This window comes from Streptomyces sp. NPDC031426, assembly GCF_055581585.1.
Genome location: NZ_JBVIJE010000005.1, coordinates 1 through 26,270, shown reverse-complemented (window position 1 = coordinate 26,270; position 26,270 = coordinate 1). Strand labels below are relative to the sequence as shown.

At 72.7% G+C, this 26,270-nt stretch carries 21 protein-coding genes and 1 pseudogene; 5 read left to right on the top strand and 17 right to left on the bottom strand.

Annotated features, from left to right (window positions below; all coding sequences use genetic code 11):
* Window positions 1-297: 297 nt before the first annotated feature.
* From ald to ACZ5NH_RS10795, 4 genes are all read right to left on the bottom strand, one after another.
* Entirely contained in the window at window positions 298-1,413 is a 1,116-nt protein-coding gene (gene ald / locus ACZ5NH_RS10810; protein ID WP_451552776.1) for an alanine dehydrogenase, read from the bottom strand.
* A 146-nt stretch (window positions 1,414-1,559) separates the two neighbouring features.
* Window positions 1,560-3,626, bottom strand: coding sequence for a tetratricopeptide repeat protein (locus tag ACZ5NH_RS10805; RefSeq protein WP_468774274.1), 2,067 nt, complete (start codon window positions 3,624-3,626; stop codon window positions 1,560-1,562).
* Between the two features lie 611 nt (window positions 3,627-4,237).
* Window positions 4,238-4,864 carry an NUDIX domain-containing protein gene (locus ACZ5NH_RS10800; RefSeq protein ID WP_450982286.1) on the bottom strand — a complete coding sequence of 209 codons (627 nt, stop codon included), beginning with the start codon at window positions 4,862-4,864 and terminating at the stop codon, window positions 4,238-4,240.
* Window positions 4,865-4,947: 83 nt separating this feature from the next.
* The gene (locus ACZ5NH_RS10795) at window positions 4,948-6,597 is read right to left on the bottom strand and encodes a CTP synthase (protein ID WP_450982285.1); all 1,650 of its coding nucleotides are present in this window, start codon (window positions 6,595-6,597) and stop codon (window positions 4,948-4,950) included.
* Window positions 6,598-7,144: 547 nt separating this feature from the next.
* Here ACZ5NH_RS10795 and ACZ5NH_RS10790 point away from each other — a divergent pair.
* From ACZ5NH_RS10790 to ACZ5NH_RS10780, 3 genes are read left to right on the top strand one after another with little or no spacing between them, the layout of a single operon-like run.
* The gene (locus ACZ5NH_RS10790; protein WP_468774892.1) at window positions 7,145-8,947 is read left to right on the top strand and encodes a glycoside hydrolase family 15 protein; all 1,803 of its coding nucleotides are present in this window, start codon (window positions 7,145-7,147) and stop codon (window positions 8,945-8,947) included.
* Between the two features lie 47 nt (window positions 8,948-8,994).
* Window positions 8,995-10,353: an FAD-binding oxidoreductase gene (locus tag ACZ5NH_RS10785; protein WP_468774271.1), complete on the top strand. Its 1,359-nt coding sequence runs from the start codon at window positions 8,995-8,997 to the stop codon at window positions 10,351-10,353.
* A 44-nt stretch (window positions 10,354-10,397) separates the two neighbouring features.
* A complete protein-coding gene (locus tag ACZ5NH_RS10780; RefSeq protein ID WP_388636813.1) occupies window positions 10,398-12,044 on the top strand; it encodes a PucR family transcriptional regulator in 1,647 nt (548 codons plus the stop codon).
* Window positions 12,045-12,105: 61 nt separating this feature from the next.
* Here ACZ5NH_RS10780 and ACZ5NH_RS10775 read toward each other — a convergent pair.
* The 8 genes and pseudogenes from ACZ5NH_RS10775 to ACZ5NH_RS10740 form a co-directional block, all read right to left on the bottom strand.
* Window positions 12,106-12,342 (bottom strand): annotated as a pseudogene (locus ACZ5NH_RS10775) (PAS domain-containing protein); the annotation flags it as partial.
* Window positions 12,335-12,952, bottom strand: a complete 618-nt coding sequence (locus tag ACZ5NH_RS10770; protein WP_468774269.1) for a TetR family transcriptional regulator — start codon at window positions 12,950-12,952, stop codon at window positions 12,335-12,337. The pseudogene ACZ5NH_RS10775 and the gene ACZ5NH_RS10770, both read right to left, overlap by 8 nt.
* Window positions 12,953-12,965: 13 nt before the next feature.
* Complete coding sequence (locus ACZ5NH_RS10765; RefSeq protein WP_468774267.1) at window positions 12,966-14,102, bottom strand: glycosyltransferase family 4 protein; 1,137 nt, start codon at window positions 14,100-14,102, stop codon at window positions 12,966-12,968.
* A gap of 269 nt (window positions 14,103-14,371) precedes the next feature.
* Window positions 14,372-15,118: a hypothetical protein gene (locus ACZ5NH_RS10760; RefSeq protein WP_468774265.1), complete on the bottom strand. Its 747-nt coding sequence runs from the start codon at window positions 15,116-15,118 to the stop codon at window positions 14,372-14,374.
* A 26-nt stretch (window positions 15,119-15,144) separates the two neighbouring features.
* On the bottom strand, window positions 15,145-16,887 hold the full coding sequence (gene recN, locus ACZ5NH_RS10755; protein ID WP_468774263.1) for a DNA repair protein RecN: 1,743 nt from the start codon (window positions 16,885-16,887) through the stop codon (window positions 15,145-15,147).
* 39 nt (window positions 16,888-16,926) lie between these two features.
* Window positions 16,927-17,844, bottom strand: coding sequence for an NAD kinase (locus tag ACZ5NH_RS10750; protein WP_388636794.1), 918 nt, complete (start codon window positions 17,842-17,844; stop codon window positions 16,927-16,929).
* Complete coding sequence (locus ACZ5NH_RS10745; protein WP_468774261.1) at window positions 17,841-18,656, bottom strand: TlyA family RNA methyltransferase; 816 nt, start codon at window positions 18,654-18,656, stop codon at window positions 17,841-17,843. Before ACZ5NH_RS10745 ends, ACZ5NH_RS10750 begins: the two co-directional genes overlap by 4 nt.
* Before the next feature lie 7 nt (window positions 18,657-18,663).
* Window positions 18,664-18,987: a hypothetical protein gene (locus ACZ5NH_RS10740; RefSeq protein WP_468774259.1), complete on the bottom strand. Its 324-nt coding sequence runs from the start codon at window positions 18,985-18,987 to the stop codon at window positions 18,664-18,666.
* 42 nt (window positions 18,988-19,029) lie between these two features.
* Here ACZ5NH_RS10740 and ACZ5NH_RS10735 point away from each other — a divergent pair, with 42 nt between their 5' ends.
* Window positions 19,030-19,377, top strand: a complete 348-nt coding sequence (locus tag ACZ5NH_RS10735; protein WP_468774257.1) for a sterol-binding protein — start codon at window positions 19,030-19,032, stop codon at window positions 19,375-19,377.
* A 1-nt stretch (window position 19,378) separates the two neighbouring features.
* Here ACZ5NH_RS10735 and ACZ5NH_RS10730 read toward each other — a convergent pair whose 3' ends face one another.
* From ACZ5NH_RS10730 to ACZ5NH_RS10715, 4 genes are all read right to left on the bottom strand, one after another.
* A complete protein-coding gene (locus ACZ5NH_RS10730) occupies window positions 19,379-20,218 on the bottom strand; it encodes an ABC transporter ATP-binding protein (protein WP_388636782.1) in 840 nt (279 codons plus the stop codon).
* Window positions 20,215-21,246 (bottom strand): FecCD family ABC transporter permease, encoded by a 1,032-nt coding sequence (locus ACZ5NH_RS10725; protein WP_468774890.1) that lies wholly within the window; start codon window positions 21,244-21,246, stop codon window positions 20,215-20,217. Before ACZ5NH_RS10725 ends, ACZ5NH_RS10730 begins: the two co-directional genes overlap by 4 nt.
* Before the next feature lie 11 nt (window positions 21,247-21,257).
* Entirely contained in the window at window positions 21,258-22,301 is a 1,044-nt protein-coding gene (locus ACZ5NH_RS10720) for a FecCD family ABC transporter permease (protein ID WP_468774255.1), read from the bottom strand.
* A gap of 76 nt (window positions 22,302-22,377) precedes the next feature.
* Window positions 22,378-23,406, bottom strand: a complete 1,029-nt coding sequence (locus tag ACZ5NH_RS10715) for an HAD-IIA family hydrolase (protein WP_468774253.1) — start codon at window positions 23,404-23,406, stop codon at window positions 22,378-22,380.
* A gap of 73 nt (window positions 23,407-23,479) precedes the next feature.
* On the opposite strand from ACZ5NH_RS10715, the gene ACZ5NH_RS10710 reads away from it, so the two are divergent.
* A complete protein-coding gene (locus ACZ5NH_RS10710; RefSeq protein WP_388636774.1) occupies window positions 23,480-24,763 on the top strand; it encodes a DUF1015 domain-containing protein in 1,284 nt (427 codons plus the stop codon).
* 87 nt (window positions 24,764-24,850) lie between these two features.
* Here the strand turns inward: ACZ5NH_RS10710 and ACZ5NH_RS10705 are convergent, their stop codons facing one another.
* On the bottom strand, window positions 24,851-25,543 hold the full coding sequence (locus ACZ5NH_RS10705) for a tetratricopeptide repeat protein (RefSeq protein WP_468774888.1): 693 nt from the start codon (window positions 25,541-25,543) through the stop codon (window positions 24,851-24,853).
* Between the last annotated feature and the right edge of the window lie 727 nt (window positions 25,544-26,270).

Sequence of the window (26,270 nt, the reverse complement as noted above, 5' to 3'; positions counted from 1 at the left end):
AAGGTCAGCGTGGCACCATGCCGACGGTTGGCGACTCTATGGCGTGTCGGCGGTCCGCAGCAACACAATCCGCCGGACCCGGCAGGATGTGTCGGCAATGAAACATCTCGCTGTCAAGGGCGTACGGCCGTCGCACAGCAGGTTTCACCGGTGTACGAATCGGTCCAAGGGTTGCGTTCGAGGCGAGTTGACCAAGAGTCGCCAAGTGACCATACACACATCCGGCCGGACCTTGTCGGGCAAGGTCCGGCCGGTTGCGCGCTGTTGACGAGTCGTGTTGACGAATCGCCTTTTGCCTCAGCCGAGCAGGGTCTCCAGCTCCACGTGCTCCAGGCCGTGGGCCTCGGCGACCTCCTTGTAAACGACCTTGCCGTCATGGGTGTTGAGACCCTTGGCGAGCGCGGCGTCGCGGCGCAGCGCCTCGGCCCAGCCGTTGTTGGCGAGGGAGACGATGTAGGGCAGCGTCGCGTTGGTGAGGGCGTTGGTGGAGGTGTTGGGCACCGCGCCGGGCATGTTGGCGACGCAGTAGAAGACCGAGTTGTGCACCTGGAAGGTCGGCTCGGCGTGCGTCGTCGGGTGGGAGTCCTCGAAGCAGCCGCCCTGGTCGATCGCGATGTCGACAAGGACACTTCCGGGCTTCATGCGGGCCACCAGCTCGTTGGTGACCAGCTTCGGGGCCTTGGCCCCCGGGATGAGGACCGCGCCGATGACGAGGTCGGCGTCGAGGACGGCCTTCTCCAGCTCGAAGGAGTTGGACATGATCGCCTTGACCTTCGTACCGAAGATCTTGTCGGCCTCGCGCAGCTTGTTGATGTCACGGTCGAGCAGGGTCACCTCGAAGCCCATGCCGACGGCGACCTGGGTGGCGTTCCAGCCGGAGACACCGCCGCCGATGACGACGGCCTTGGCCGGGGTCACCCCGGGGACACCACCGGGCAGCACGCCACGGCCGCCGGCCGCGCGCATCAGGTGGTAGGCGCCGACCTGCGGGGCCAGCCGGCCAGCGACCTCGGACATCGGGGCCAGCAGCGGCAGGGCGCGGTTGGGCAGCTCGACGGTCTCGTAGGCGATGGCCGTGGTGCCGGACTCGATGAGCGCGTCCGTGCACTCCTTGGAGGCGGCCAGGTGCAGGTAGGTGAAGAGGATCTGGTCCTTGCGGAGACGGTGGTACTCCTCCGCGATGGGCTCCTTCACCTTCAGCAGCAGGTCGGCGGTGGCCCACACCTCGTCGGCGGTGTCCAGGATCGCGGCACCGGCGGAGACGTACTCCTCGTCCGTGATCGAGGAGCCGAGGCCGGCGCCCCGCTCGATGACGACCTGGTGGCCGTTGCGCACCAGCTCGTGCACACCGGCGGGGGTGATGGCCACCCGGAACTCGTTGTTCTTGACCTCGCGGGGGATGCCGACCTTCACGTCGATCACGGTCCTTGGCTCAGAGGGTATGGGGGTGCTTTACAGACGTACCCAGACATGCAAGGGCATACCGGGAGACACCGCAGGAGAACGTGCGGCAGAGCCAGTTTAATGAAGGTGTTCCGACTGTCTAGCCTTTCATTGCATCAATCTTCGCTGGATGCACTGCGGATTTCGCAGGCATCGGTGTCCTGTTTGGGGCTTGCCTCGCCCTCCGAGCCCTCCTCGTCCAGCATGCGCCCGGCCTTCGCGCGGTGCAGACGGGCGGCAGCCGGGTCCCCCAGGTGCTCGAGGGTGTCGGCGAGCCGGAGGTGCAGCGCGGCCTGCAACCGGAGGTCCTGGGCGCGGCGCGCGCACTCCACCGCCTCGTGGCAGGTGTGCAGGGACTCCTCGAACCGTCCCGCGTACTCCTGCACCCGGGCCAGCTCGCTCAACGCCCGTGCATGGGCGGCGACATCGCCGCTCCTGCGGTAGCCCGCCACGGCGGCGCGCCAGCTCCGCAGGGCCTCGCCGTAGCGGCCCGCGTAGGTGTGGGCGGTGGCGATCCGGCCGTACAGCCGGGCGGCCTGCTCGGGCTCGCCGCGCGCCAGCCGCTCGGCGAGGGCCCGGCCGAACCAGTCCGTGGCCCGGTCGTAGTCCCCGAGTTCCTGGTAGGCACCACCTACGGATTCCATTGCGCGACCGGCGGCGTACGGGTCATTTGCTCTGCGTCCGGCGTCCAGAGCCGACCGATATCGTGCCAGCGCGCCCCGGGTACGGCCGGTCCGCGCGTCCACGTCGCCCAGGTTCAGCAGGGCCGCGGCCTGCTCCCGGTACAGCCCGCGGCGCTCGGCGACATCCAGGACCAGGCTGTGCACCTCGTACAGGTCGGCCGCCGCGGCCTGCGTGCCGACATGCGCCACCATGGCCCTGACCAACTGGGACATCAGCCGTCGGGCGAGGGTGTCCAGCTCGCCGTCGGCCACCGCCAGCCGTGCGCACGCGAGCAGCGCGGAGCGCCGGATGCGCAGCCAGTCGGCGGCGGCCCTGGGATTGGGGAAGCGCACCTCGCGGGGCATCGCGCTCAGCCTCTCCCGGGCCTGCGTATTGTCCGTCTCGGTGATCGCCCGGCAGGACTGCAGCAGCCGGACGGTCCGCTCCAGCATCCGGGCCCGGGCCAGTTGCAGCTCCGCGGGCCGTTCCTGGCTCTCGGCGCGAGCGCGCAGCAGCGGTTGCAGGCAGCCGGGGACGTCGTACTGGGGCAGCGGGGAGTCCACCGCGCGCAGCAGGCCGAGGGCGACGAACTCGTCCAGGAAAGCGCGGGCGGCGCTCACCGAGCAGCCGGCGAGGGCCGAGGCGGTGTGCGGGTCGATCAAACCGGCCGGGGCGAGGGAGAGCAGCCGCAGTATCCGGGCGGCCGGGCCGGGCAGGTCACCGAGGACGTGCCGGAAGACACGGGCGAGCGGGGTGCCGTCAGGGCCCTCGTCGGCCGCCGTGTGCAGCCGTTTGGCGAGGTCGGAGACGGCGGCCTTGGGGTGGGCTGCGAGCCAGCCGCCGGCCAGCACGAGGGCGGTCGGATGGCCATGGCAGGCCTCGACCAGGCTCTCGGCGGCGCGTGGGTCGACCGTGATGCGGACGGTGCCGGTGTAGCGGGTGAGGAGTTCCACCGCCGACTTGGTGTCCAGGCCGCCCAGGGTGCAGGGGCGGACGTCCGCGATGCCGGTGAGGGGGCCCGAGGAGACGGCCACCACCAGGCAGGCCGGGGCCTGCGGCAGCAGCGCGTCGACCTGCTCGGCGCCGGCCGCGTCGTCCAGGAGCAGCAGGGCGCGCCGGTCGGCGAGGGCGGTGCGCAGCGCCTCGGTGAGGTCGTCCTCGGCGGCGCCGGCCGGGGCCGGCAGCTCCAGCGCGGCGAGCAGCTCGCGGGCGGCGCGCCCGACGGGGACGGGGGTGCCGTCGGGCTCGCTGAGCCGGGCCCGCAGCACCCCGTCCGGGTATCGGCCCTCGATCTGCCGGACGAGTTCCTCGGCCAGGGCGGTCCGGCCGGACCCTGGACGGCCCGCGATCAGCAGCACACGCGCGCGTGGCGCCTTGCGGCCGGAGAGCGTGTCCAGTCCCGCGCGCTCGATGTCCGCGCACAGCTCCTTCAACTCCCTTGTGCGGCCCAGGAAGTGGTCTTGTGTACCCTCGTGCGCCGACAGTCGCACGCCGTCCGTGTCCACCGCCTGATCCGTCACGGGCCACACTCCCGTCCCACCGCACGCGCAAGCCCGCCGGATCTTCCGCTACGGGCGTGCAAGAGCCTAGTTCACGCCCTGCGAGGTGCCGTGACGAGCGCGACGGACGGATCCCCTGATCGGATCAGCCGATCGTCACACCAGTACACCGATCGACCGCGGTCCCGGACGCCGGGCGCGGATCGGGAACGGGGTCACGGGTGCGGCCAAGGATGGGGCGACGAGCGCGGCCTTGGACCGAGCGCTGGGTGCGGCCTGGACCGGGTGACGGGCGGGGCGCAGGACCAGACCACGGGCGCACGCGGCACAGGACCGGGCGACGACTGCGACTCAGGGCCACACCACAGGCACGGCCCGGGACCAGGCCACGGGCACGGCTCAGGACCGGACCCCGGGCGCCGACCCAGAACCGGGCGACGGCTGCGGCTCAGGACCGGACCAGGGGCGCTGACGGGACCAGGCGACAGGCGCGGCCCAGAACCGGAGCACGGGCGCTGCGCAGAACCGGGCCACGGCTAAAGCTCAGGACCGGACCACGGGCGCGGACCGGTACCAGGCGACGGGCGCGGCCCGACCACAGCCGCGGCCCTGGGCCAGGTCGCGGCTGCTGGTCAGGACTGGAAGGGGCGGGCCGGCCAGGGGGCGTCGGCCGGGCGGAGCGCGTCGAGGCCGTCGCCGCCGCGCGCGGCCACCAGGGAGAGGACGCCGACGACCAGGCAGTTGTTGTGCACATCGCCGGCCAGGACCCGGCGCACCAGTTCTTCGACCGGCACGCGTGCGTGCTCCATGTCGGTCTCCTCGTGCTCCGCCTCGAACCGCTCGCCCTCCGCCTCGGAAAGATCGCGGGCGAGGAAGATCCGTACGGCCTCGTCGCAGCCGCCGGGTGTGGTGTAGACGTCGGTCAGCACCCGCCAGTCCTCGGCCTTGACGTGCGCCTCCTCGTACAGCTCACGCTGGGCGGCGTGCAGCGGGTTCTCCCCGGGCACGTCGAGCAGACCGGCCGGGATCTCCCACAGCTTGTGCCGTACCGGGTGGCGGTACTGGTTGATCAGCAGCACCCGGTCCTCCTCGTCCAGGGCGAGCACGGCGACCGAGCCGGGGTGAACCTGGTAGTCGCGGCGGGCCACCGAGCCGTCGGGCATGACCACGTCGTCCGTGCGGACCGAGGTCTTGTTGCCCACGAAGGGGGTCTCCGTCGCCCGGATCTCCCACTCCTCGGCGGTGTCCTTGATCGTCATGCCCTGTCCTTCCCCAAAACGCCAAGCGGCCGGGGCGCGATCGTTTTGAATGCGCGCGCCCCGGCCACCGTACAACCCTTGTGTTACTTCGAGATCTTCCGCTCGACCGCGGCCTTCACCAGGCCCGCGAACAGCGGGTGCGGACGCGTCGGCCGCGAGCGCAGCTCGGGGTGCGCCTGCGTGGCCACCAGGTAAGGGTGCACGTCGCGCGGGTACTCCACGTACTCCACGAGCTTGCCGTCCGGCGAGGTGCCGGAGAAGAGGATGCCGGCCTTCTTCTCCAGCTCCGCGCGGTAGGCGTTGTTGACCTCGTACCGGTGGCGGTGCCGCTCCTCGACGTACTCCTTGCCGTCGTACACCTCGCGAACGATCGAGCCCTCGGCGAGCTTCGCCGGGTACATGCCGAGGCGCATCGTTCCGCCCATGTCGCCCTCGCCGGCGACGATGTCCAGCTGCTCGGCCATGGTGGAGATGACCGGGTGGCCGGTGGCCGGGTCGAACTCGGTGGAGTTGGCGTCCGGGATGTCGGCCAGGTTGCGCGCGGCCTCGATCACGATGCACTGCAGGCCCAGGCACAGGCCGAGCAGCGGGATCCTGTTCTCGCGGGCGTACTTGATCGCGCCGACCTTGCCGAGCACACCGCGGTCGCCGAAGCCGCCCGGGATGCAGATGCCGTCCACGTCGGACAGCTGGGCCTTGGCGCCGGCCGGGGTCTTGCAGTCGTCGGAGGTGACCCACTTGATCTTCACACGGGCGCGGTTGGCGAAGCCGCCGGCGCGCAGCGCCTCGGTGACCGACAGATAGGCGTCGGGCAGGTCGATGTACTTGCCGACCAGCGCGAGGGTGATCTCGTGGTCAGGGTTGTGGACGCGGTCCAGCAGGTCGTCCCAGGTCGTCCAGTCGACGTCACGGAACGGCAGGTCCAGCTTGCGCACGACGTAGGCGTCGAGGCCCTCGGAGTGCACGACCTTCGGGATGTCGTAGATCGAGCGGGCGTCGGGGCAGGCGACCACGGCGGCCTCGTCGACGTCGCACATCAGCGAGATCTTGCGCTTGATCGCGGTCGGCACCTCGCGGTCGCAGCGCAGCACGATCGCGTCGGGCTGGATACCGATGTTGCGCAGGGCCGCGACGGAGTGCTGGGTGGGCTTGGTCTTCAGCTCGCCGGAGGGCCCGATGTAGGGCAGAAGAGAGATGTGAACCACGAAGACGTTGTCCCGGCCGACCTCGTGGCGGACCTGGCGGACGGTCTCCAGGAAGGGCAGCGACTCGATGTCACCGACGGTGCCGCCCACCTCGGTGATGACGACGTCCACCTCGTCGGTGGCCATGCGCCGGATGCGGTGCTTGATCTCGTTGGTGATGTGCGGGATGACCTGCACCGTGTCGCCCAGGTACTCGCCGCGCCGCTCCTTGGCGATCACCGTCGAGTACACCTGTCCTGTAGTGACATTGGCGGTGCCGTCCAGGTCACGGTCGAGGAAGCGCTCGTAGTGTCCGATGTCCAGGTCGGTCTCGGCTCCATCGTTGGTGACGAACACCTCACCGTGCTGGAAGGGGTTCATCGTGCCCGGGTCGACGTTCAGGTACGGGTCGAGCTTCTGCATCACGACGCGCAGGCCGCGGGCCTTGAGCAGCATGCCCAGGCTGGAGGCGGTCAGGCCCTTGCCGAGCGAGGAGGCGACGCCCCCGGTGACGAAGATGTGCTTGGTCGTCGTGGATTTGGGCGGCATGGCCAAGAGGGGGCTCCCGTGGTCGCTGTCTGTGATGCGGAGCGGCTTCCCGGCCGGAGATCTCGGGGGGCGCCGTCGCTGCGGTTCGGGGGACCCCTTCGTTCTCCTTCGGGGCCCACCGGTCCACGGGCTACCAGGGTATCAGCGCCTGACGCAGATGGCTTCCGGCCACGCTCCGCGCTCGTCCGGGTACGGGGCGGCCCGTCACAGGTGGCAGCACAGGCACGCACAGGTCACATGGTTATCACCCGCTGCTCACCCGTTCGGCCCACACAGGTTGCCGCGAGCGGCGCGCAGATCATCTACGTGCGTCGTATCCTGCTCGGACACTCTCTGCCGAGCCCGGCCGGAACGACGGCACACCCCCGCCTGCACCACCCGGAACAACGTGAGCGCGGCAGTTCGTTGAGCAAAGACTGTCGTGTTGCCCTAGGGATCGGCGGGCTGCTTTGCTTCACCGCTCAACGACGCATAACAACGACCCTTGACCGCACTAGCGACAGCCCCCGTGTGCGGGGGTGACGTGGCCGTTCGACTGGAGTTGCACGTGGCCGGGCGCATCGAAGACTACGCACTCATCGGAGACATGCAGACCGCAGCCCTGGTCTGCCGGGATGGCACGGTGGACTGGCTGTGCCTGCCCCGCTTCGACTCGCATGCCATCTTCGCCGGTCTGCTGGGCACCGAGGAGCACGGCTTCTGGCGGCTCGGGCCGGCCCACGCCGCCGACTGCCCGCCGCCCACGGCCGCCCGGCGGAGCTACCGGGGCGACTCGCTGGTCCTGGAATCTGAGTGGGACACCCCGCGCGGCACGGTGCGCGTGACCGATTTCATGCCCCCACGTGAGGGTGCGCCGCAGCTGATCCGGATCGTGGAGGGCGTCACCGGCCGGGTGCCGATGCGCTCCGCGCTGCGGATGCGGTTCTCCTACGGCCGGGTCATCCCCTGGGTGCACAAGCACGAGGGCCGTACGGTGGCGGTCGCCGGGCCGGACTCGGTGTGGTTCGACACGGAGGCCGAGACCTACGGAAAGTCGCTGACGACGTACGCCGACTTCACGGTCGCCCCGGGTGACCGGATCGCGTTCACCATCTCGTGGCAGCCCTCGCACAAGGAGCCGCCGCCGCTGCCGGAGCCGGAGGCCTCTCTGGAGGCGACGGAGGAGTTCTGGCGCGAGTGGGTCGAGCACTGCACGTACCACGGGCCGTACCGCGAGGCGGTGATCCGCTCCCTGATCACCCTGAAGGCCCTGACGTACGCCCCCACGGGCGGCATCGTCGCGGCCCCGACGACCTCGCTCCCCGAGGACATCGGCGGGGTCCGCAACTGGGACTACCGCTACACCTGGCTCCGCGACGCCGCGATCACCCTGTCCTCCCTGCTGCGCACCGGCTACCGCGAGGAGGCCCGCGCCTGGCGCGAGTGGCTGCTGCGCGCGGTCGCGGGTGACCCGGACAACCTGCAGATCATGTACGGCATCGCCGGCGAGCGCGAGCTGGGCGAGGCCGAGCTGGACTGGCTGCCCGGCTACGAGAACTCGGCCCCGGTCCGGGTGGGCAACGGCGCCGCGCACCAGCTCCAGCTGGACGTGTACGGCGAGGTCACCGAGGCCCTGCACCTGGCGCACATGACGGGCCTGGCCCGCAACGACTACGCCGCCCTGCTCCAGCTGAAGCTGATCCGCTATCTGGAGGACCACTGGCAGGAGCCGGACGAGGGGATCTGGGAGGTGCGCGGCCCCCGCCGGCACTTCGTGCACTCCAAGGTGATGGCCTGGGTCGCGGTGGACCGCACCATCAAGCTGATCGAGTCCGGGGACGCGGACGGCCCGCTGGAGCGCTGGAAGGAACTGCGCGACGACATCCACCGGGACGTCTGCGAGAAGGGCTACGACAAGGAGCGCAACACCTTCACCCAGTCCTACGGCTCCCAGGAGTTGGACGCCTCGCTGCTGCTGATCCCGCAGATGGGCTTCCTGCCACCGGACGACAAGCGGGTGATCGGCACGATCGAGGCGATCCAGCGCGAGCTGTCGACCCCGGACGGGTTCATCCTGCGGTACCCGACGGAAGGCGCCCACGCGGGCGTCGACGGCCTGCCGGGCGACGAGGGCGCCTTCCTGGCCTGCTCGTTCTGGATGGCGGACGACCTGGCGATGATCGGCCGCGTCGACGAGGCCCGCAAGCTGTTCGAGCGGCTCCTCGCCCTGCGCAACGACCTCGGTCTGCTGGCCGAGGAGTGGGACCCGCGGCTGCAACGCCAGGTGGGCAACTTCCCGCAGGCGTTCAGCCATGTGCCGTTGATCGACACGGCGCTGCGGCTGACGGCGTCCGGGGCGTACGGCGGCTGAGCGGCGCCTAGGCTGAACAGCAGCACCCTGTCCGGAAGGGGGCTGCCATGGCTTCCCGTTCCAAGGCGCACGCCGCCCTCGCCGCGCTGCGTGAGGATCTGGCCGGTGACGTCGTCGCCCCGGGGGACGCGGGCTACGACGACGCCCGTACGGTCTTCAACGCGATGATCGACCGGCGCCCAGCAGTGATCGCCCAGTGCGCGAACGTGACCGATGTCGTCCGCGCCGTGCGCTTCGCGCGCGATCTGGATCTGCACATCGCCGTCCGTGGCGGCGGGCAGGGACTGGCGGGCGCCCGGGCCGACGGCGCGCTCGTCGTGGATCTGCGCCGGATGCACGAGGTGACCGTCGACCCGGCGGCCGAGGCGGTCCGGGTCGAGGGCGGGGCCACGACGGGCGACCTGGACCGGGCGACCCAGCCCTGCCGCCTCGCGGCCCCCGGCGCCCGGGCTCCGGACACCGGTGTCGGCGGCTTCGTGCTCGGCGGCGGCACCGGCTGGCTGGACCGCGCCTTCGGCCTCGCCGTCGACAACCTCATCGGCGTGGAGCTGGTGACCGCCGACGCCGAGCGGGTGCACGCCAACGCCGACGAGAACCCCGAACTGTTCTGGGGGCTGCACGGCGCCGGCGGCAACTTCGGCATCGCCACCGCGCTCACCCTGGAGCTGCACGAGATGCCGGAGTTCTCGGTGGCGCTGCTGCTGTGCCGGTCCGAGTCCGGCCCGGACGTGGTCCGCACCTTCCGCGAGATCATCCGCACCGGTCCGGACGAGGTGGGCGGCGCCGTGCTGTACCTGACCGGTCCGCCGGCGGAGTTCGGGCTGCTGTGCGCCGCCCTGCTGACATACGTGGGCAGCGAGGCCGGCCTGCGCAAGCTCGCCGAGCCGCTGCTGGCGCTGCCGCACGAGACGGAGGTGCTCGGCGCCCTGCCGTACGCGGATGTGCAGTGCCTGCTGGAGCCCCCCTGCGGCCTCCGGAACCACTGCTCGGCCGAGTGCCTGACGGACCTCCCCGACGAGCTGGTGGGCCTCTTCCGCGCCCGCGCGGACGGCATGCCCGGGTCGAACGGCAGCCGGCACATGCTCGTCCCGTTGGGCGGTGCCATCGCCGCCGGTCCCCGCGCCTACCCGGTGCCGTACCGGGACACGTCCTGGCTGGTGCACCCCTTCGCCTGCTGGGCGGACCCGGCCGACGACGAGCGGGCGGCGGACTGGGTGCGGGAGGCGTGCGCCGAGATACGGCCCTGGAGCTCCGGTGCCGTCTGCCTCGACCTCGTCGGCGACGAGGGCCCCGAGCGCGTCCGGGCGGGCCTGGGCGCCGGGAATCTGCTGCGGCTGGAGAAGATCAAGCGGCGCTGGGATCCCGACAACGTCTTCCGCTTCAACCACAACATCAAGCCCATCTGACAGGGAGCTGTCCCGAGGGCGTTTACGCAGGTAGCGTCCGCTGCATGGACAGCCGTACGGACAACCGATTCGACACCCAGGGCGCCGGGATCACCGTTCAGCGGGCGCTGGAACTGCCGGGGCTGCGCAGCGGGCTGCCGGAGATCCTGGCGGGTGCCGACCGGCTGGGTCGCACGGTGCGCTGGGTGCACGCGGGCGAGGTACCGAACATCGCCTCGCTGCTCAAGGGCGGCGAGCTGCTGCTCACCACCGGCTACGGCCTCGGCACCCGCCCGGCCGAGCAGCGGGCGTTCGTGCGCACGCTGGCCGAGCGCGGGATCGCCGCCCTGGTGGTGGAGCTGGGCCCGCGCTTCAGCCGGCTGCCCGCGGCCCTGGTGGACACCGCACGCGCCGCCGGGCTGCCGCTGGTCCAGCTGCACCGCGAGGTGCCGTTCGTGACGGTGACCGAGGAGATCCACACCGAGATCGTCAACGGCCACTACGCCCTGCTCCAGCGGGCCGAGGAGGTGCACCGGCGCTGCACGGAGGCGCTGCTGGGCGGCGGCGGGGTGCCGCAGGTGCTGGGCATCCTGGCGGACTTCAGCGGCAACCCGGTGTTCCTGGAGACGGCCGACGGCCGGCTGCTGTACGCGGCCGGGGAGGGGCCCGAGGGCGCGGACCCGCTGCAGGTGTGGGAGGGGCTGCGCGGCCCGCACAAGGACGCGCCGCCGCCCGCCGGTTCCGTGCTGGTGGACGTGCCCGGCGGCGGCCCCGGTACGGCGGGCTCGGTGCGCGCCCGCCTGGTCCTGCTGCCGGTCCGCGCACCGCTCGCCCCGGTGCACCGGATCGCCGCCGAGCGGGCCGCGGGCATCCTGGCCGTGGTGCTGATGCAGGCCCGGCAGGAGGAGGAGCTGGCGGCACGGGGGCGCGGTGACTTCCTCACCGATCTCGCCGAGGGCCGGATCACCGCGGAGGACGCCCCGGCGCAGGCCCGGGTCCTCGGCTTCAAGCCCGGCGACAGCCCGCTGCTGCCGGTGGTGATGCGGCTCGGGGACAGCCTCTCCCCCGGCGGTGGCTGGGCGGTGCTGGCGCGGGCGGTCTCCGAGGAGCTGGCCGCGGTGGGCGTGCCGGTGCTGCTGGGCGTACGGCCGGTGGAGGGCCGGGTGCTGGTGCTGCTGGGGCTGCGCTCGGAGTCGGAGCGTTCGGCGGTCGCCGACCGGGTGGCGGCGGCGCTCAGGGCGGGCGTGGAGCGGGCCGGGATGCGCCGGCCGGGCTCGCCGCCGCCGGTCGTGGTGGTCGGCGTGGCGGGCGGCTGGGCGGCCGCGTCGGCGGGGCTCAGACATGCGGCGGAGACGGCGGCGGCGGCGCAGGGCCTCACGGACCGCCCCTGGTACGACGCCCGCCGCCTCGACATCGACCTGCTGCTGTGGCGGCTGCGCGACCATCCGGACCTCGCCGCGTTCGTGGACCGGGCGATCGGCCCGCTGCGCGACCACGACAACCGGTCCAGGCCCCCGCTGCTGCCGACCCTGCAGACCTATCTGGCGCACGCCGGGCGCAAGGCGGAAACAGCGCGCGAGCTGCACCTCAACCGGCAGACCCTGTACAACCGGCTCGCCCGCATCGGGGAGTTGCTGGGCACCGACCTCGACGACCCGCAGACGGTCCTGGCGTTGAGCCTGGCCCTGCGGGCCCGCCGGCACGTCTCCTGAGCGTGCACGGCCGAGGATGCCTCCTGCCACGGTGAGTTCCGGCCGGACCGCGAGTCCGTTCCGGTGGCCGCCGTCGGGCGTCGTTCGGCGCCTTCACGCCGTCCTCGGGCGCCGCCAGCACCTGTACGGCGGGGCGGCCGACCACCTCCGCGGCGGAGAAGCCGACGAGTCGCTGAGCGGCCTGCGTCCAGCCGACCACCGTCCCGGTCCCGTCCACCACCGCGACGGCAGCGCCGATCAGCTGCCCGGCCGACCGCCCCGCTTCCCGCACGGCCGTCGGAGCCACCTGGTCATCCATGGGCATCGCGATCATCCCTTCGGGCGGGTGCTTCTCGGTCGGCAGGACCCGGCTCGCCGGTGTCGGCGAGGTGATCGAGCCACTCGGCCGGCAGCGCACGCTCGGACTGCGTCAGGGCCGTGGTTCCGCTGTCGCGCAGGGCCTCGCGCAGCGCCGCGGCCCGGCTCACGACGCCCGTCGGCGCCTCGGGCCCGACGTCACCCGTCGTCGTGATCGTTCGCAGTACGTGTTCCAGGACAACTGCCGGCAGTTCGGGATCCCGCTCGGGCGGCGGGGCCGAGATCAGTGACAGCACGAGTCCGACCCCGTTGGCGTGCATGAGCTGAGTCGCGCGCTCCACACTCATGCGAAGCCGGCCGGCGGCGGCCACCCGGGCGATGTTCCGGCGCAGTATCGCAATGGTCTCCAGCCCTGCCGGAAAGTCCCCGCGGTGACGCCCCTCGCCGTACGTCAGTACGTAGCAGCCCGGCCGGGAAAGGCCGAAGCCCACGTGCAGGTCCCAGGGCCGGCGCAGGTCGTCGATCGGGTCGTCGGTCTCTTCGAGGGTCTGCTTCTCGGTGAGGTACTGCTGGAACCCGTAGGCCGCGACCGCGTCGAGTCGCAGACCCACGGTCGCGCCGCCCCTAAGCGAGTGGCCGGGGCTGCGTCAACTCGTCGTAGACGCTGAGCACTTGGGCGACCGTCTCGTCCTCGGTCGGCCAGCCGGCGGCCTGCCGCACCCCGCGCTCCCGCAGCTCCTCCCGGCGCTCCGGGTCCGCGAGGAGGCGTACGACGGTGGACGCGAGCGCATCCGGGTCGCCGTAGGGGACGAGTTCGGCCGCGTCGCCGACGAGGTCGGGGATGCCGCCGACCCGGGTCGCGACGAGCGGCACGCGCGCGTAGAGGGCCTCCTGGGCGAGGACGGACCTCGACTCCCAACTGCTCGTCAGCAGCGCCAGATCGGCGGCGGTCAGCAGCTCGGGCACGTCCTCGCGGGTCCCGATGAGCCGCACCGGCAGCCCCTCGTCCTCGATCCGCCGCTGCAGCGCCGCCCGCAGCGGCCCCTCCCCGGCGATGACGACCAGCGGCACGGGGTCAAGGTCCCGCCAGGCGCGGGCCGCGTCGAGCAGGAGGTCGTAGCCGCGGCGCTGGTCGAGGGAGCCGACCGCGATGAGCAACGGGCGTCCGATGGCGCCGAGTTCGGCCCGGACCTTGGGGCGCAGCCGGTCGGGGTCGTCCAGCGCGACGGGCCGCCGCTGCCCCGGCAGGCCGACGGCGGCGAGCCGGGCGTCCCGCGCCCCCGTGTCCCGGGCCCGGTCCACCAGGTCGGAGCTGGTGCCGAGGACCACGGCCGCCGTGCGCACCACCCGCCGCTCCAGCAGCCGCAGCAGATGCGCCCGCGGCCCCTCCGCCTGGGCCCGGTTGTGCCAGGTGACCACCAGCGGGGTGCGCCGGCCGCTGAGCGCCAGGACGGCCCGGAAGGAGGCGTGCAGGCCGTGCGCGTGCACCAGGTCGGCGTTGGCGCAGGCGGTCCGCAGCGCGGCCACCGAGACGGGATCGCTGCTGCGCGGCACGTGCACGTGCTCGGCACCGGCGCCGGTGAAGTCGTAGGCGCGGTCGGCCTCGACAGGGGCGCACACCGTGACCCGTACGCCCCTCGCGACGAGCCCCTCGGCCAGCGAGCGCACATGCGCGCTGCTGCCGGCATTGCCTCCGCCCAGCACCTGCACGGTGCGCAGCGGCGACTGGCCGCGCGGTGCGTTGCTGCTCAGGGGGCTCACGTGGCCGGGACTCCTGGTTCGGCGTGGGCGGTCACGAGGAAACGTACAGAACGTAGCGGGCTCTGGGGGGCGGAAGGACATACCCCGCGCGCCTCCCGCGCGGACCGTGTGCCCTCAAGCATGCCAGGGGGAACGGCGGTTACGGGAAACCCAGAGGGCGCACCCGGCGGCGGGCCGGGGGCAATGCGCCGGAGCATGTCACCCACACGAGTGAGGAACACCGCCGCACGACCGAACGCCGTGCGACCGCGTCCGACAAGGTCAGAGGCTCACCGCGGCCGCGCCCACGCACTCACCCGATCCCCGTGCACGGCGGCGACGACGACCGCGACGGCGTGCGCGAGCAGTCCCGCGCGCCGGTTGCCCGCCACCGCGGCCGCCCCCAGAGCGGCGCCGGGCGCGTGCGCCCCCGTGTCCCCGATCATCACGCGCTCTGCGAGGTCGTCGGGCAGGACAGCAGCGGCGCCGCCCATCGCGACGGCCGACAGCTCGGCCCCGGGCCCCTTCCGCAGCAGCCCCGGCGCGCCGAGCGCGAGCACGGCACCGGCGGCCCGCCCCGGCCGTACGTCGACGAGGTTCACCAAGTGCGCGGTACCGGCGATCACGACCCCGGCGAGCACCTTGTCCAGCACCCGCTCCTTCAGCGCCGCCCCCGCGACCAGCCCGGCAGCCGAGATCCCGAACAACTTCACGGCCCCGCTGGTGAGCTCGCCGTCCCGCAGCGCCCGCAGATGCGCCCGGAATCCCCGCCGGTCGTCCCCGGCGACATCGTCGTACGCCCCGCAGACCCCGGCGGCGAGCACGGCGAGCCCGGCCTCGGGACGCACCCGCGCGGCGGCGACGGCCGCGCCGAGCACCGCGGCGGGCCCGGCGTACAGCTCGACGGTGCGCCCGGCGTGGTTCTTCCGCTGCCAAAGCTCCCGCCCGCCCGGCGCGGCCTCGCGCAGCAGGGCCAAGCCGGCCCGGGTGAGCGCGGCGGACAGCAGGAGGGAGCGGGACGTGCGCTTGGCGATCATCCCGCCACCCTGGAACCCGAACCCGGCTACAGGTCCGCCCTGGCCGTCGCGAGCAGTTCCTCCGCGTGGGCGCGGGCCGTCTCGGAGTCCTCCTGACCGGCCAGCATCCGGGAGAGTTCGCGGACGCGCTCCTCGCCCTCCAGGACCTTGACGCCGGAGCGGGTGACCGAGCCGTCGTTGGTCTTCTCGACCAGCAGCTGCCGGTCGGCGAAGGCGGCCACCTGGGGCAGGTGGGTGACCACCACGACCTGCGCGGTCTTGGCGAGCTTGGCCAGCCGGCGCCCGATCTCCACCGCGGCCTTGCCGCCGACACCCGCGTCGACCTCGTCGAAGAGGTACGTCGGCACGGGGTCGGTACCCGCGAAGACGACCTCCACGGCGAGCATCACGCGGGACAGCTCACCGCCGGACGCGCCCTTGGCGATGGGGCGCGGCGGGGCGCCCGGGTGCGGGGCGAGCAGCAGCTCGACCTCGTCCACGCCCGACGGCCCGTACCCGACCGTGCGCCCCCCGACCTCGACACCCTCCGGGTCCTCGGTCTGCCGGATGTCGAAGGACACGCGCGCGTGCGGCATCGCCAGCGAGGCCAGCTCGGCCGTCACGGCGGCGGCGAACCGCTCGGCGGCCTCCGTCCGCGCGTCCGTCAACGCCTGTGCCAGGCCACCCAGTTCGACACGGAGCGCGTCCCGCTCGGCGGTCAGCTCCTCGAGCCGCTCGTCGTCGCCGTCCAGCTCGGTCAGGCGTGCGGCACTCCGCTCGGCCCAGGCCAGGACGGCGTTCACGTCGTCGCCGTACTTGCGGGTCAGCGCGGTCAGCGCGGCCCGCCGCTCCTCCACGGCCGCCAGCCGGAGCGGATCGGCGTCCAGGTCGTCGGCGTACCCCGCCAGCTCACCGGCCACGTCACCGAGCAGGATGCCGATCTCCCCGATCCGGTCGGCGAGGGACGCCAGCGCCGGGTCGTGGGACCTGACGGCCTCCAGCGCGCGATGGGCGCCCGCGACGAGCGTGGAGGCGTCGATCCCCTCGGGGTCCTCGGGATTGCCCGCGAGAGCGGCGTGCGCGGCCGTCGCGGCGGACGACAGCGCCTCCGCGTGCCCCAGCCGCTCGGCCTCCTCGGCGAGCTCGACGTCCTCTCCTGCACGCGGCTCGACGGCGGCGATCTCCTCCAGCCCGTACCGCAGCATGTCGGCTTCCTGCGCCCGCTCACGCGCGCGCGTGGTGATCTCCTCCAGCTCGGCGGAGACGGCCCGCAGCCGCCGGTAGGCCTCGGTGTACTTGGCGAGCGGTACGGCGACCGCGTCCCCGGCGTACCGGTCGAGCGCCTGCCGCTGCCGGGACAGCTTCAGCAGCCCCTGCTGGTCGGTCTGCCCGTGCACGGCCACCAGGTCGTCGGCCAGCTCGGCGAGCAGCCCGACCGGCACCGAACGCCCGCCCAGATGGGCCCGGGAGCGCCCCTCGGCGGAAACGGTACGGCTGATCAGCAGGGACCCGTCGTCCAGCTCGGCCCCGGCCTCCTCGGCGCGCACGACGGCGGAGGCGTCCGCGGAAACGGTGACCCGCCCCTCCACGACCGCCTTCTCGGCCCCGATCCGCACGAGCGCCGGGTCCGCCCGCCCACCGAGCAGCAGCCCCAGGCTGGTGACCACCATGGTCTTGCCCGCACCCGTCTCACCGGTGACGGCGGTGAACCCCGGCGACAGCTCGACGACGGCATCGTCGATGACCCCGAGCGACCGTATCCGCATCTCCTCCAACACGGAACAGACCATACGAGGTCTGGGGCGCGGAGTGCACACAGGCCGCCTTTCTCACTCCGCCGAGTGGTGCGGCGCGCCCCGCCATCCGGTCGTCGGCAACGCAAACTTCGCAACCAGCCGATCCGTGAACGAAGAGTGATGCAACCGAGCGAGCCGTACCGGCACCGCCCCCCGCCGCACCTCCACCCGTGCCCCCGGCGGCAACTCGACGGTCCGCCGCCCGTCGCACCACAGAACCCCCGGAGGGATGTGCGGCAGGACCTCCACCGCGAGCACCGAATCCGGCGAGGTCACCAGCGGCTTGGCGAACAGCGCGTGCGCGCTGATCGGCACCATCAGCAGCGCCTCCACCTCGGGCCACACCACAGGCCCGCCGGCGGAGAAGGCATAGGCGGTGGACCCGGTCGGGGTGGACAGCACAACTCCGTCGCACCCGAACCCCGTCACCGGCCGTCCGTCGATCTCCAGCACGACTTCCAGCAGCTTCTCGGCGCCGGCCTTCTGCACGGCCGCCTCGTTCAGCGCCCAGTCCGTGTGCACGATGTCCCCGTTGCGGTGCACGACGACGTCGACGGTCATCCGCTCCTCGACCTCGTAGGACCGTGCCACCACCCGGTCGACCACCCGATCGAGGTCGTCGCGCTCGGCCTCCGCGAGGAACCCCACCCGTCCGAGGTTGACGCCGAGCATCGGCACCCCGGACGCCCGGGCGAACTCGGCCCCGCGCAGCAGCGTGCCGTCACCGCCGAGCACGATCAGCAGCTCGCACCCGTCGAGGCACTGCGGAGTCGCCTCCTTGACCAGTTGCACCTGATCCGGGAGCGGCAGGTCGCACGCCTCCTCCTCCAGCACCCGCACCCCGATGCCATGCCGCAGCAGGCCCTTGACGACGAGTTCCGCACTGCGGATCGCCGCGGGCCGCCCGGTGTGGGCGAGCAGGAAAACAGTACGCGCCAGGTTCTGTGTCAACGCGGCCCCTCCGCCACTGCACGGTCTACGTCGGCCGGGTCCACCTCGGGTGCCCCCGACCGCAGCCAGAGAAAGTACTCGACGTTCCCCGAGGGGCCGGGCAGCGGACTGGCGGTGACTCCCTGCACCCCGAGCCCCAGCTCCCAGGCCTTCTCGGCCACTCCCCGCACGGCCTCCGCCCGCAGTTGCGGACTCCGTACGACACCCCCGCTGCCGAGCCGCTCCTTGCCCACCTCGAACTGCGGCTTGACCATCATCACCAGGTCGGCGTCCGGCTTCACGCACCGCTTCAGGGCCGGCAGCACCAGTCCGAGCGGGATGAAGGACAGATCACCCACGACAAGATCCACAGGTTCCCCATCGATCGCCTCGAGCGTCAACTCGCGTACGTTCGTACGGTCCTTGACGATGACGCGTTCATCGTTCTGGAGAGACCAGGCGAGCTGTCCGTATCCGACGTCCACGGCGACCACCTGCGCGGCACCCGCGCGCAGCAGGACGTCGGTGAAGCCGCCGGTGGACGCGCCGGCGTCCAGCGCGCGCCGGCCCTCGACCACGAGCCCCTGCGGTACGAAGGCCTCCAGCGCGCCCGCGAGCTTGTGCCCACCGCGGGAGACGTAGTCGGGGTCGCTGTCGTCGGACTGGACGACGATCGCGGCGGCCGTCTCCACCTGGGTGGCCGGCTTGGTCGCCACGGCCTTGCCGACGGTGACCCGCCCGGCGGCGATCAGCTGGCTGGCGTGCTCACGCGAGCGCGCGAGCTTCCGGCGGACCAGCTCCGCGTCCAGACGGCGGCGTGCGACTCCTGCCACGTTCGGTTCAGCTCCTGCTCTGGTGGTACGGCGGTGAGGGCGCCTTCGGGTACGGCGGTGAGGGCGCCGGAGGTCCCGGCCGGGCGTCGAGCGCGGTGAGCGCGTCGCGCAGCCCCCGATGTACATCCTCGTACACCTCGACGTGCCCGTCGGTGGCGAGGTGGTCGGCGTCACCCAGCCGCTCCAGTTGGGCGTCGACCTCGGCGTTGCCGGTGGGGGTGCGCGGGACGTTCAGGGGGGCGGGCGCGGCAGGGTCGTACGCGTCCGGTGCCTCCACCGCCACCTGCACCGAATCCCGCTGGATCTCCGTCTCCGGAACCGAGTCGCTCATGCCCCGACGCTACCCCGAACCGCTGGGGTACCGTCGGGGGCGATGGCCACGATCGAGGAGTGCCGCGCCGCACTGGGAAAGCTTTCGGACAACATGCAGGGCGCCGAGGGCGATGTCCGGGCGGCCACCGCCCTGGACCGCTCGGTGAGCTGTCACATCACCGACCTGGACGTCACCTTCGCCGGCCGGATGACCGGCGGGCGGATCGAGGTGGACGAGACGCACTCCGGCCCGCCGCGGGAGAAGGCCCAGATCAGGCTCGCCATGGCCGGGGACGACCTGGTGGCCCTCGTGGACGGCCGGCTGAACTTCGCGACCGCCTGGGGCAAGGGCCGGGTGCGGCTGGAGGCGAGCCTGCTGGATCTGTTCCGGCTCAGGAAGCTGCTGTGAGTCAGGAGGCTGCCGCGACCCGTGCCTTTCGGGCTGCCGGTACCACCAGAGGCGTCCCCGTCTCCGGGTCGTCGATGACCTGACACCGCAGCCCGAACACCTGCTCCACCAGCTCGGCGGTGACGATGTCGCCCGGGGAACCCTCGGCGATCACCTCGCCGCCGCGCAGGGCGATGAGGTGCGTGGCGTAGCGGGCGGCGTGGTTGAGGTCGTGCAGGACGGCGACCAGGGTGCGGCCCTGGGTCTCGTGCAGCTCCGCGCACAGGTCGAGGACGTCGATCTGGTGCTGGATGTCGAGGTAGGTGGTCGGCTCGTCCAGGAGCAGCAGCGGGGTCTGCTGGGCCAGCGCCATGGCGATCCACACCCGCTGGCGCTGCCCGCCGGACAGCTCGTCGACGTACCGGTCGGCCAGCTCGGCGACCCCGGTCTGCCGCATGGACTCCTGTACGACCCGCTCGTCCTGAGCCGACCACTGGCGCAGCAGGCCCTGGTGCGGGTAGCGGCCCCGGCCGACGAGGTCGGCGACCGTGATGCCGTCGGGCGCGATGGACGACTGCGGCAGCAGACCGAGGGTCCGGGCGACCTTCTTGGCGGGCATCGACTGGATGACCTGCCCGTCGAGCAGCACCCGGCCCTGGCTCGGCCTGAGCATCCGCGAAAGCGCCCGCAGCAGCGTCGACTTGCCGCACGCGTTCGGGCCGACGATCACCGTGAAGGAGTTGTCCGGGATCTCCACGGACAGCTGCTCGGCGATGACGCGCTGGTCGTAGGCGAGGGTGACGTTCTCGGCGGACAGGCGGTTCACAGTGCTCCTCGTCGTGTTCGTGTCGGTGCCGCTCATATCCGGCCCGCTCTGCGCTCGGTGACCAGCAGCCACAGCAGATAGGCGCCGCCGAGGACGCCGGTGACCACTCCCACGGGCAACTGGTCGGCGCCGAAGGCGCGCTGCGCGGCCCAGTCGGCGGTGACCAGCAGCGCGGCGCCCATGCAGAGGGAGGGCACCAGGTTCGGGCCGGGCGAGCGGGTCAGACGCCGGGCCAGCTGCGGCGCGGTGAGCGCGACGAAGCTGACGGGTCCGGCGGCGGCCGTGGCGGCCGCGGTGAGCAGTACGGCGGAGACCATCAGCACCAGCCGGACCCGCTGCACGCGCACGCCGAGGGCGTTCGCGACATCGTCGCCCATCTCCATCATCCTCAGGCCGCGCGCGTTGACGAGGACCAGCGGGACGAGGACGGCGCACAGCGCGAGCAGCGGCCAGACCTGGTCCCAGTCCCGGCCGCCCAGCGAGCCGGTCATCCACACCACCGCACGGGCCGCGTCGACCAGGTCGGCCTTGGTGAGCAGATAGCCGTTGACCGCGGTGGCGATAGCGGACACACCGATGCCGACCAGGACCAGCCGGTATCCGTGCACGCCCTGCTTCCAGGCGAGCAGATGGATGGCGAGCCCGGTCACCAGGCCGCCGATCAGCGCGCCGACGGTGACCTGCGTGGTGCTGCCGGACAGCAGCACGATGACGACCAATGCGCCGGCCGTCGAGCCCTGGGAGAGGCCCAGCACGTCCGGGCTGCCGAGCGGGTTGCGGGAGACGGACTGGAACAGCGCGCCGCCGAGCCCCAGCGAGGCGCCGACCAGCAGGCCGACGAGGACGCGCGGCAGCCGCAGTTCGTCGACGATGAAGTCCTGGTACGCGTTGCCGTTCCCGGTGAGGGTCCGAAGCACGTCGGCCGCCGGGATCTCGGCGTCGCCCGTGCCGATCAGCGCGACGCCCGCCGCACAGGCGGCGGCCAGCAGCAGGACGACGACGAGCACGGCCCGCGGGTCCAGGCGCAGGGAGAGCCCGCCTGGAGTGCGGACGGCCCGGTTCATGGATCGGGTCTTCACAGCTGGGCCGTCCTCCGCCGGCGTACGAGAAAGATGAAGACCGGGCCGCCGATGATCGCGGTGACGATGCCGACCTGGAGTTCCGAGGGACGGGCCACGACCCGGCCGACGACATCGGCGCCGAGCAGCAGCACGGGCGACAGGACCGTGGCGTACGGCAGGATCCAGCGCAGATCGGGGCCGGTGAAGGAGCGCACGACGTGCGGCACCATCAGGCCGACGAACACGATCGGGCCGCAGGCGGCGGTCGCGGCGCCGCACAGGACGGTGGCGGCCAGCATGGCCAGGGCGCGGGTGCGGCCCAGGCCGGCGCCGAGGGCGCGGGCGGTGTCGTCGCCCATCGCCACGGCGTTCAGCGGCCGGGCCAGGGCGAGCGCGAGGACCATGCCGGCCGCGAGGAACGGCAGCACCTGCAGGATGGTCGAGTCGGTGGCCGAGGCCAGCGAACCCACGGTCCAGAAGCGCATCCTTGCGAGCGCCGCGTCGTCCAGGATCATCGCGGCCTGGAGATAGCCGTACAGGGCGGCGCTGATCGCCGTGCCGGCGAGCGCGAGCCGCACCGGGGTCGCGCCCCGGCTGCCGCCGAGGAACCACACCAGCGCGCCGACCGCCGCCGCCCCGAGGAAGGCGAACCACACATAGCCGGTGAGGCCGGTGACGCCGAAACAGGTGATGGCCGTGACCACGGCGGCCGAAGCGCCCGCGTTGATGCCGAGCAGCCCCGGGTCGGCCAGCGGATTGCGGGTGAGCGCCTGCAGCACCGCGCCCGCGAGACCGAGCGCGGCACCGGCGAGCAGCCCCAGGACCGTGCGCGCGATCCGCTCGTCCACGACGACGTCGCCGTACGTCCCCGTGTCGTGGAACAGGCCGTGCCAGACCTGGTCCAGTGACAGCGATTTCGCCCCGATCGCGATGCTCGCCAGGGCGACGAGCACCAGGATCGCGGCGGAGAGCAGGAGCCCAAGAGCCCTTGCCGCCCGGGGGGTTGGGGGCGCGGGGGCGGTCTCCGCGCGCTGTTCCGGAGGACTGTCGACCAACACGAGGTTAGGTTAGCCTACCCTCGCTACCGATCTCGATCCCCGGGTGCGGATACATCACGGTCCGCCCGGACCCCTCTCACAGCCCGAGCCGAGCCAGCGCCTTCCCCCCGTCCAGCTCGCAGGAGCCGTCGCCTCCCGCCGTCCAGGCCGCCGCGCACAGCGCCCGCAGCCCGTCCAGCGACTCCCCGTCGCCCTCCAGCTCCAGCCGGTCCGCCCCGGCCGTCGCCGTCCAGCCACCGCACCGGAAGCCCTCCGCCGACGCGCTGACCTCCGGCTGCCCGGTGAGCAGCCCGCGCAGATCGGCGTCCACATACGTCGGCCGGTGCCGCGGCGGCGCGGCGAGCAGCCGGGCGCCGTCGGTGACGCCGGTCAGCACCAGCAGCGAGTCCACCCCGCCGTTGATCGCGCCCTCGATGTCCGTGTCCAGCCGGTCCCCGACCACCAGCGGGCGCTTCGCGCCGGTCCGGATGATCGTCTCCCGGTGCATCGGCGGCAGCGGCTTGCCCGCCACCTGCGGCTCCTTGCCCGTCGCGATCCGGACGACCTCCACAGCCGCCCCGTTGCCCGGCGCGATGCCCCGCCCGCTGGGAATCGTCAGGTCCGTGTTGGACGCGAACCACGGCACCCCGCGCGCGACCGCGTACGACGCCTCCGCGAACCGGCCCCAGGTCAGATCGGGGCCGCCGTACCCCTGCACGACCGCCGCCGGATCGTCGTCCGCCGACTCCACGGGCACAAGGCCCCGCTCGCGCAGCGCCACCCGCAGCCCCTCGCCGCCGATCACCAGTACCCGCGCCCCGGCCGGCACCTGCTCGCTGATCAGCCGCGCGACCGCCTGCGCGGAGGTGATGACGTCGTCGGCGCCCGTCGGTATCCCGAGCTCCGTCAGATGCTCGGCCACCGCGTCCGGGGTCCGCAGCGCGTTGTTGGTGACGTACGCCAGATGCATCCCGCCGGAGCGCGCCACCGCCAGCGAGTCCACCGCGTGCCGGATCGCGCTCCCGCCCGCGTACACCACCCCGTCCAGATCGAGCAGCGCCGTGTCGTACGCCTCGCTCAGGGGCTGCCCACTGCCCTCGGGGCTCGTCCTGACCGCCTGGCTCATTCCACATCGCTCCTCGTTCGACCGTCTTTCCCCCGATCATCCCGCACGCCACTGACACACGTACGATGCCGGGATGAACACTGCAGGTCACTCGGAAGCAACGGCGCGCCAGGGCCTGGAACTCACCCCGTTCCGCGGCCTTCGCTACGACCCCGACCGGGTCGGCAGCCTCGCCTCCGTCACCTCCCCGCCGTACGACGTCGTCGTACGCCCCGATGGGGTGCACCACCTCCAGTCCGCGGACCCGTACAACATCGTCCGGCTGATCCTGCCCCAGGCCGGCACCCCGAGCGCCCGCACCGAGCAGGCGGCCGACACCCTGCGCCGCTGGCTGGACGAGGGCGTCCTCACCGCGGACCCCGAGCCCGGCCTGTACGTCTACGAGCAGCGGGACGAGAGCGGCATGCTCCAGCGCGGTGTCATCGGCGCGCTGCGGGTCTCGGAGCCGGCCGAGGGCGTGGTGCTGCCGCACGAGGACGTCATGCCGCCCGTGGTCGCCGACCGCGCGGCCCTGATGCGGGCCACGCGCGCGAACCTGGAGCCGCTGCTGCTGACCTACCGCGGCGACGGTACGGCGGCCGAGGTCGTCGAGCGCACGGCGGAGAAGCCCCCGCTGCTCGCCACGACCACCGAGGACGGCTACCGCCACCGCCTCTGGTCCGTCACCGACCCCGCCGACGTGGCCCGCATCCAGTCCGACCTCGCCCACCAGCAGGCCCTGATCGCCGACGGCCACCACCGCTGGGCCACCTATCTGCGGCTGCGCGCCGAGCACCCCTCCCCCAGCCCCTGGGACCACGGACTGGTCCTGCTCGTCGACACCGCCCGCTACCCGTTGCGCGTCCGCGCCATCCACCGCCTGCTGCACCGCCTGCCGGTCGCGGACGCGCTCGCGGCGGTGCAGGGCCTGTTCCGGGTGCAGCACCTGGACGTGCCGCTCCCCGAGGCCCTGGAGGCCCTGGCGGACGCGTCCTGCGCGGGCAACGCCTTCCTGCTGGCCGGCGACGGCGCCTTCCACCTCCTCGACCGCCCGGACCCGGACCTGCTGGCCCGGACGATCCCGGCCGACCGCCCGCCGGCCTGGCGCTCCCTGGACGCCACGGTCCTGCACGCCGCGCTCCTCGACCATGTCTGGCACATCCCCGAGGACTCCCCGGCCCACATCGCCTACATCCACGACACGGCCGCGACGGTCGCCAAGGCGGAACACGACGGCGGTACGGCCGTCCTGATGCACCCGGTCCGCGAGGAGGTCGTCCGTGAGCTGGCCCGCCAGGGTGTGACGATGCCCCGCAAGTCGACGTCGTTCGGCCCGAAGCCGGCGTCGGGGCTGGTACTGCGGGCGCTGGAGATCTGAGCGCTTCCGCGTCCGGGAACACGAAGGGGGGCAGGTTCCACCAGGAACCTGCCCTCCTTCAGTGACTGCCGTTTCTCGTGACTGCCGTCAGTCCTCGTCGCCGTCCTCCTGCGACGGCTTCTCCGGCTCGCCCTCGCTCTCGCTCTCGTCCAGAGCGTCGACGAACTCCACTCCGTCCAGCTCGGCAAGCCGGTCGGAGGCGTCCGTGCTGCCGTCCCGGTCGGCCTCCACGGCCTTCGCGAACCACTCGCGCGCCTCGCCTTCCCGGCCGGCGGCCAGGAGGGCGTCGGCGTAGGCGTACCGCAGGCGGGCGGTCCACGGCTGGATCGAGTTGGAGGCGAGCTCCGGGCTCTGCAGGGTCACGATGGCCGCGTCCAGCTGGCCCATGTCACGCCGGGCGCCGGCCGCGACGAGCCGCATCTCGACCTGACCGGCCTTGTCCAGCTTGTGCACCTCCGGGGCACCGGCCATGTCCAGCGCCTTCTCCGGCCGCCCGAGCCCGCGCTCGCAGTCGGCCATCACCGGCCACAGGTCCACGGTGCCGGTCATCCGCCGCGCGGCCCGGAACTCGGCGAGGGCCTCGCTGTACTTCTGGTTGGCGTACGCCGCGAACCCGGCGGCCTCGCGTACGGCGGCCACACGGGACGCCAGCCGCAGGGCCACCCTGGAGTAGGCGTAGGCGCCCTCGGGGTCCTCGTCGATGAGCCGGGCGACCATCACCAGGTTCTTGGCGACGTCGTCCGCGAGCGTCTTGGGCAGGCTCTGGAGCTCCTGCCGCACGTCCTTGTCGATCTCGTCACCGGTGACGTCCTCCGGGATCGGCAGCCGCTTGATCGGCTCACGGTCCCGGTCGCGGTCACGCTCGTCGCGGAAGCGGCCGCCGCCCCGGCGGTCATCACGCCGGTCATCACGCCGGTCGTCACGCCCCCGGAAGCCACCGGGTCGCCCACCACGGTCGTCCCGACGGGGCCCACGGCCACCGCGGTCGTCCCGGCCGCGGAACCCACCGCGGTCACCGCGCTCGCCCCGGTCGTCGCGCCGGAAGCCACGGTCGCCGCGGGTGTCTTCGCGCCGGCCGTAGCCGCCGCGGTCGTCGTCACGGCGGAAGGAGGGGCGGTCGCCACCGCGGTCGTCGTCACGGCGGAAGGAGGGGCGGTCGCCACCGCGGTCGTCGCGACGGAACCCGCGGTCGTCACGGCGGTCGTCCCGACGCGGCCCACGGTCACGGTCGTCCCGCTGGAACGCCGGACGCGAACCCCGGTCACCCTCACGACGATCGTCCCTACGGCCATAGCCGCCACGGTCGTCACGCCGGAACCCACCCCGGTCGTCGCGCCGCTCATCACGGCGATCGTCACGGCGGTCGTCACGCCTGTCATCACGACGGTCGTCACGGCGGTCGTCACGCCTGTCATCACGACGGTCGTCACGACGGAAACCACCACGGTCACCCCGGTGGTCATCGCGCCGACCACCGTAGCCGCCACGGTCGTCGTCACGGCGGAAG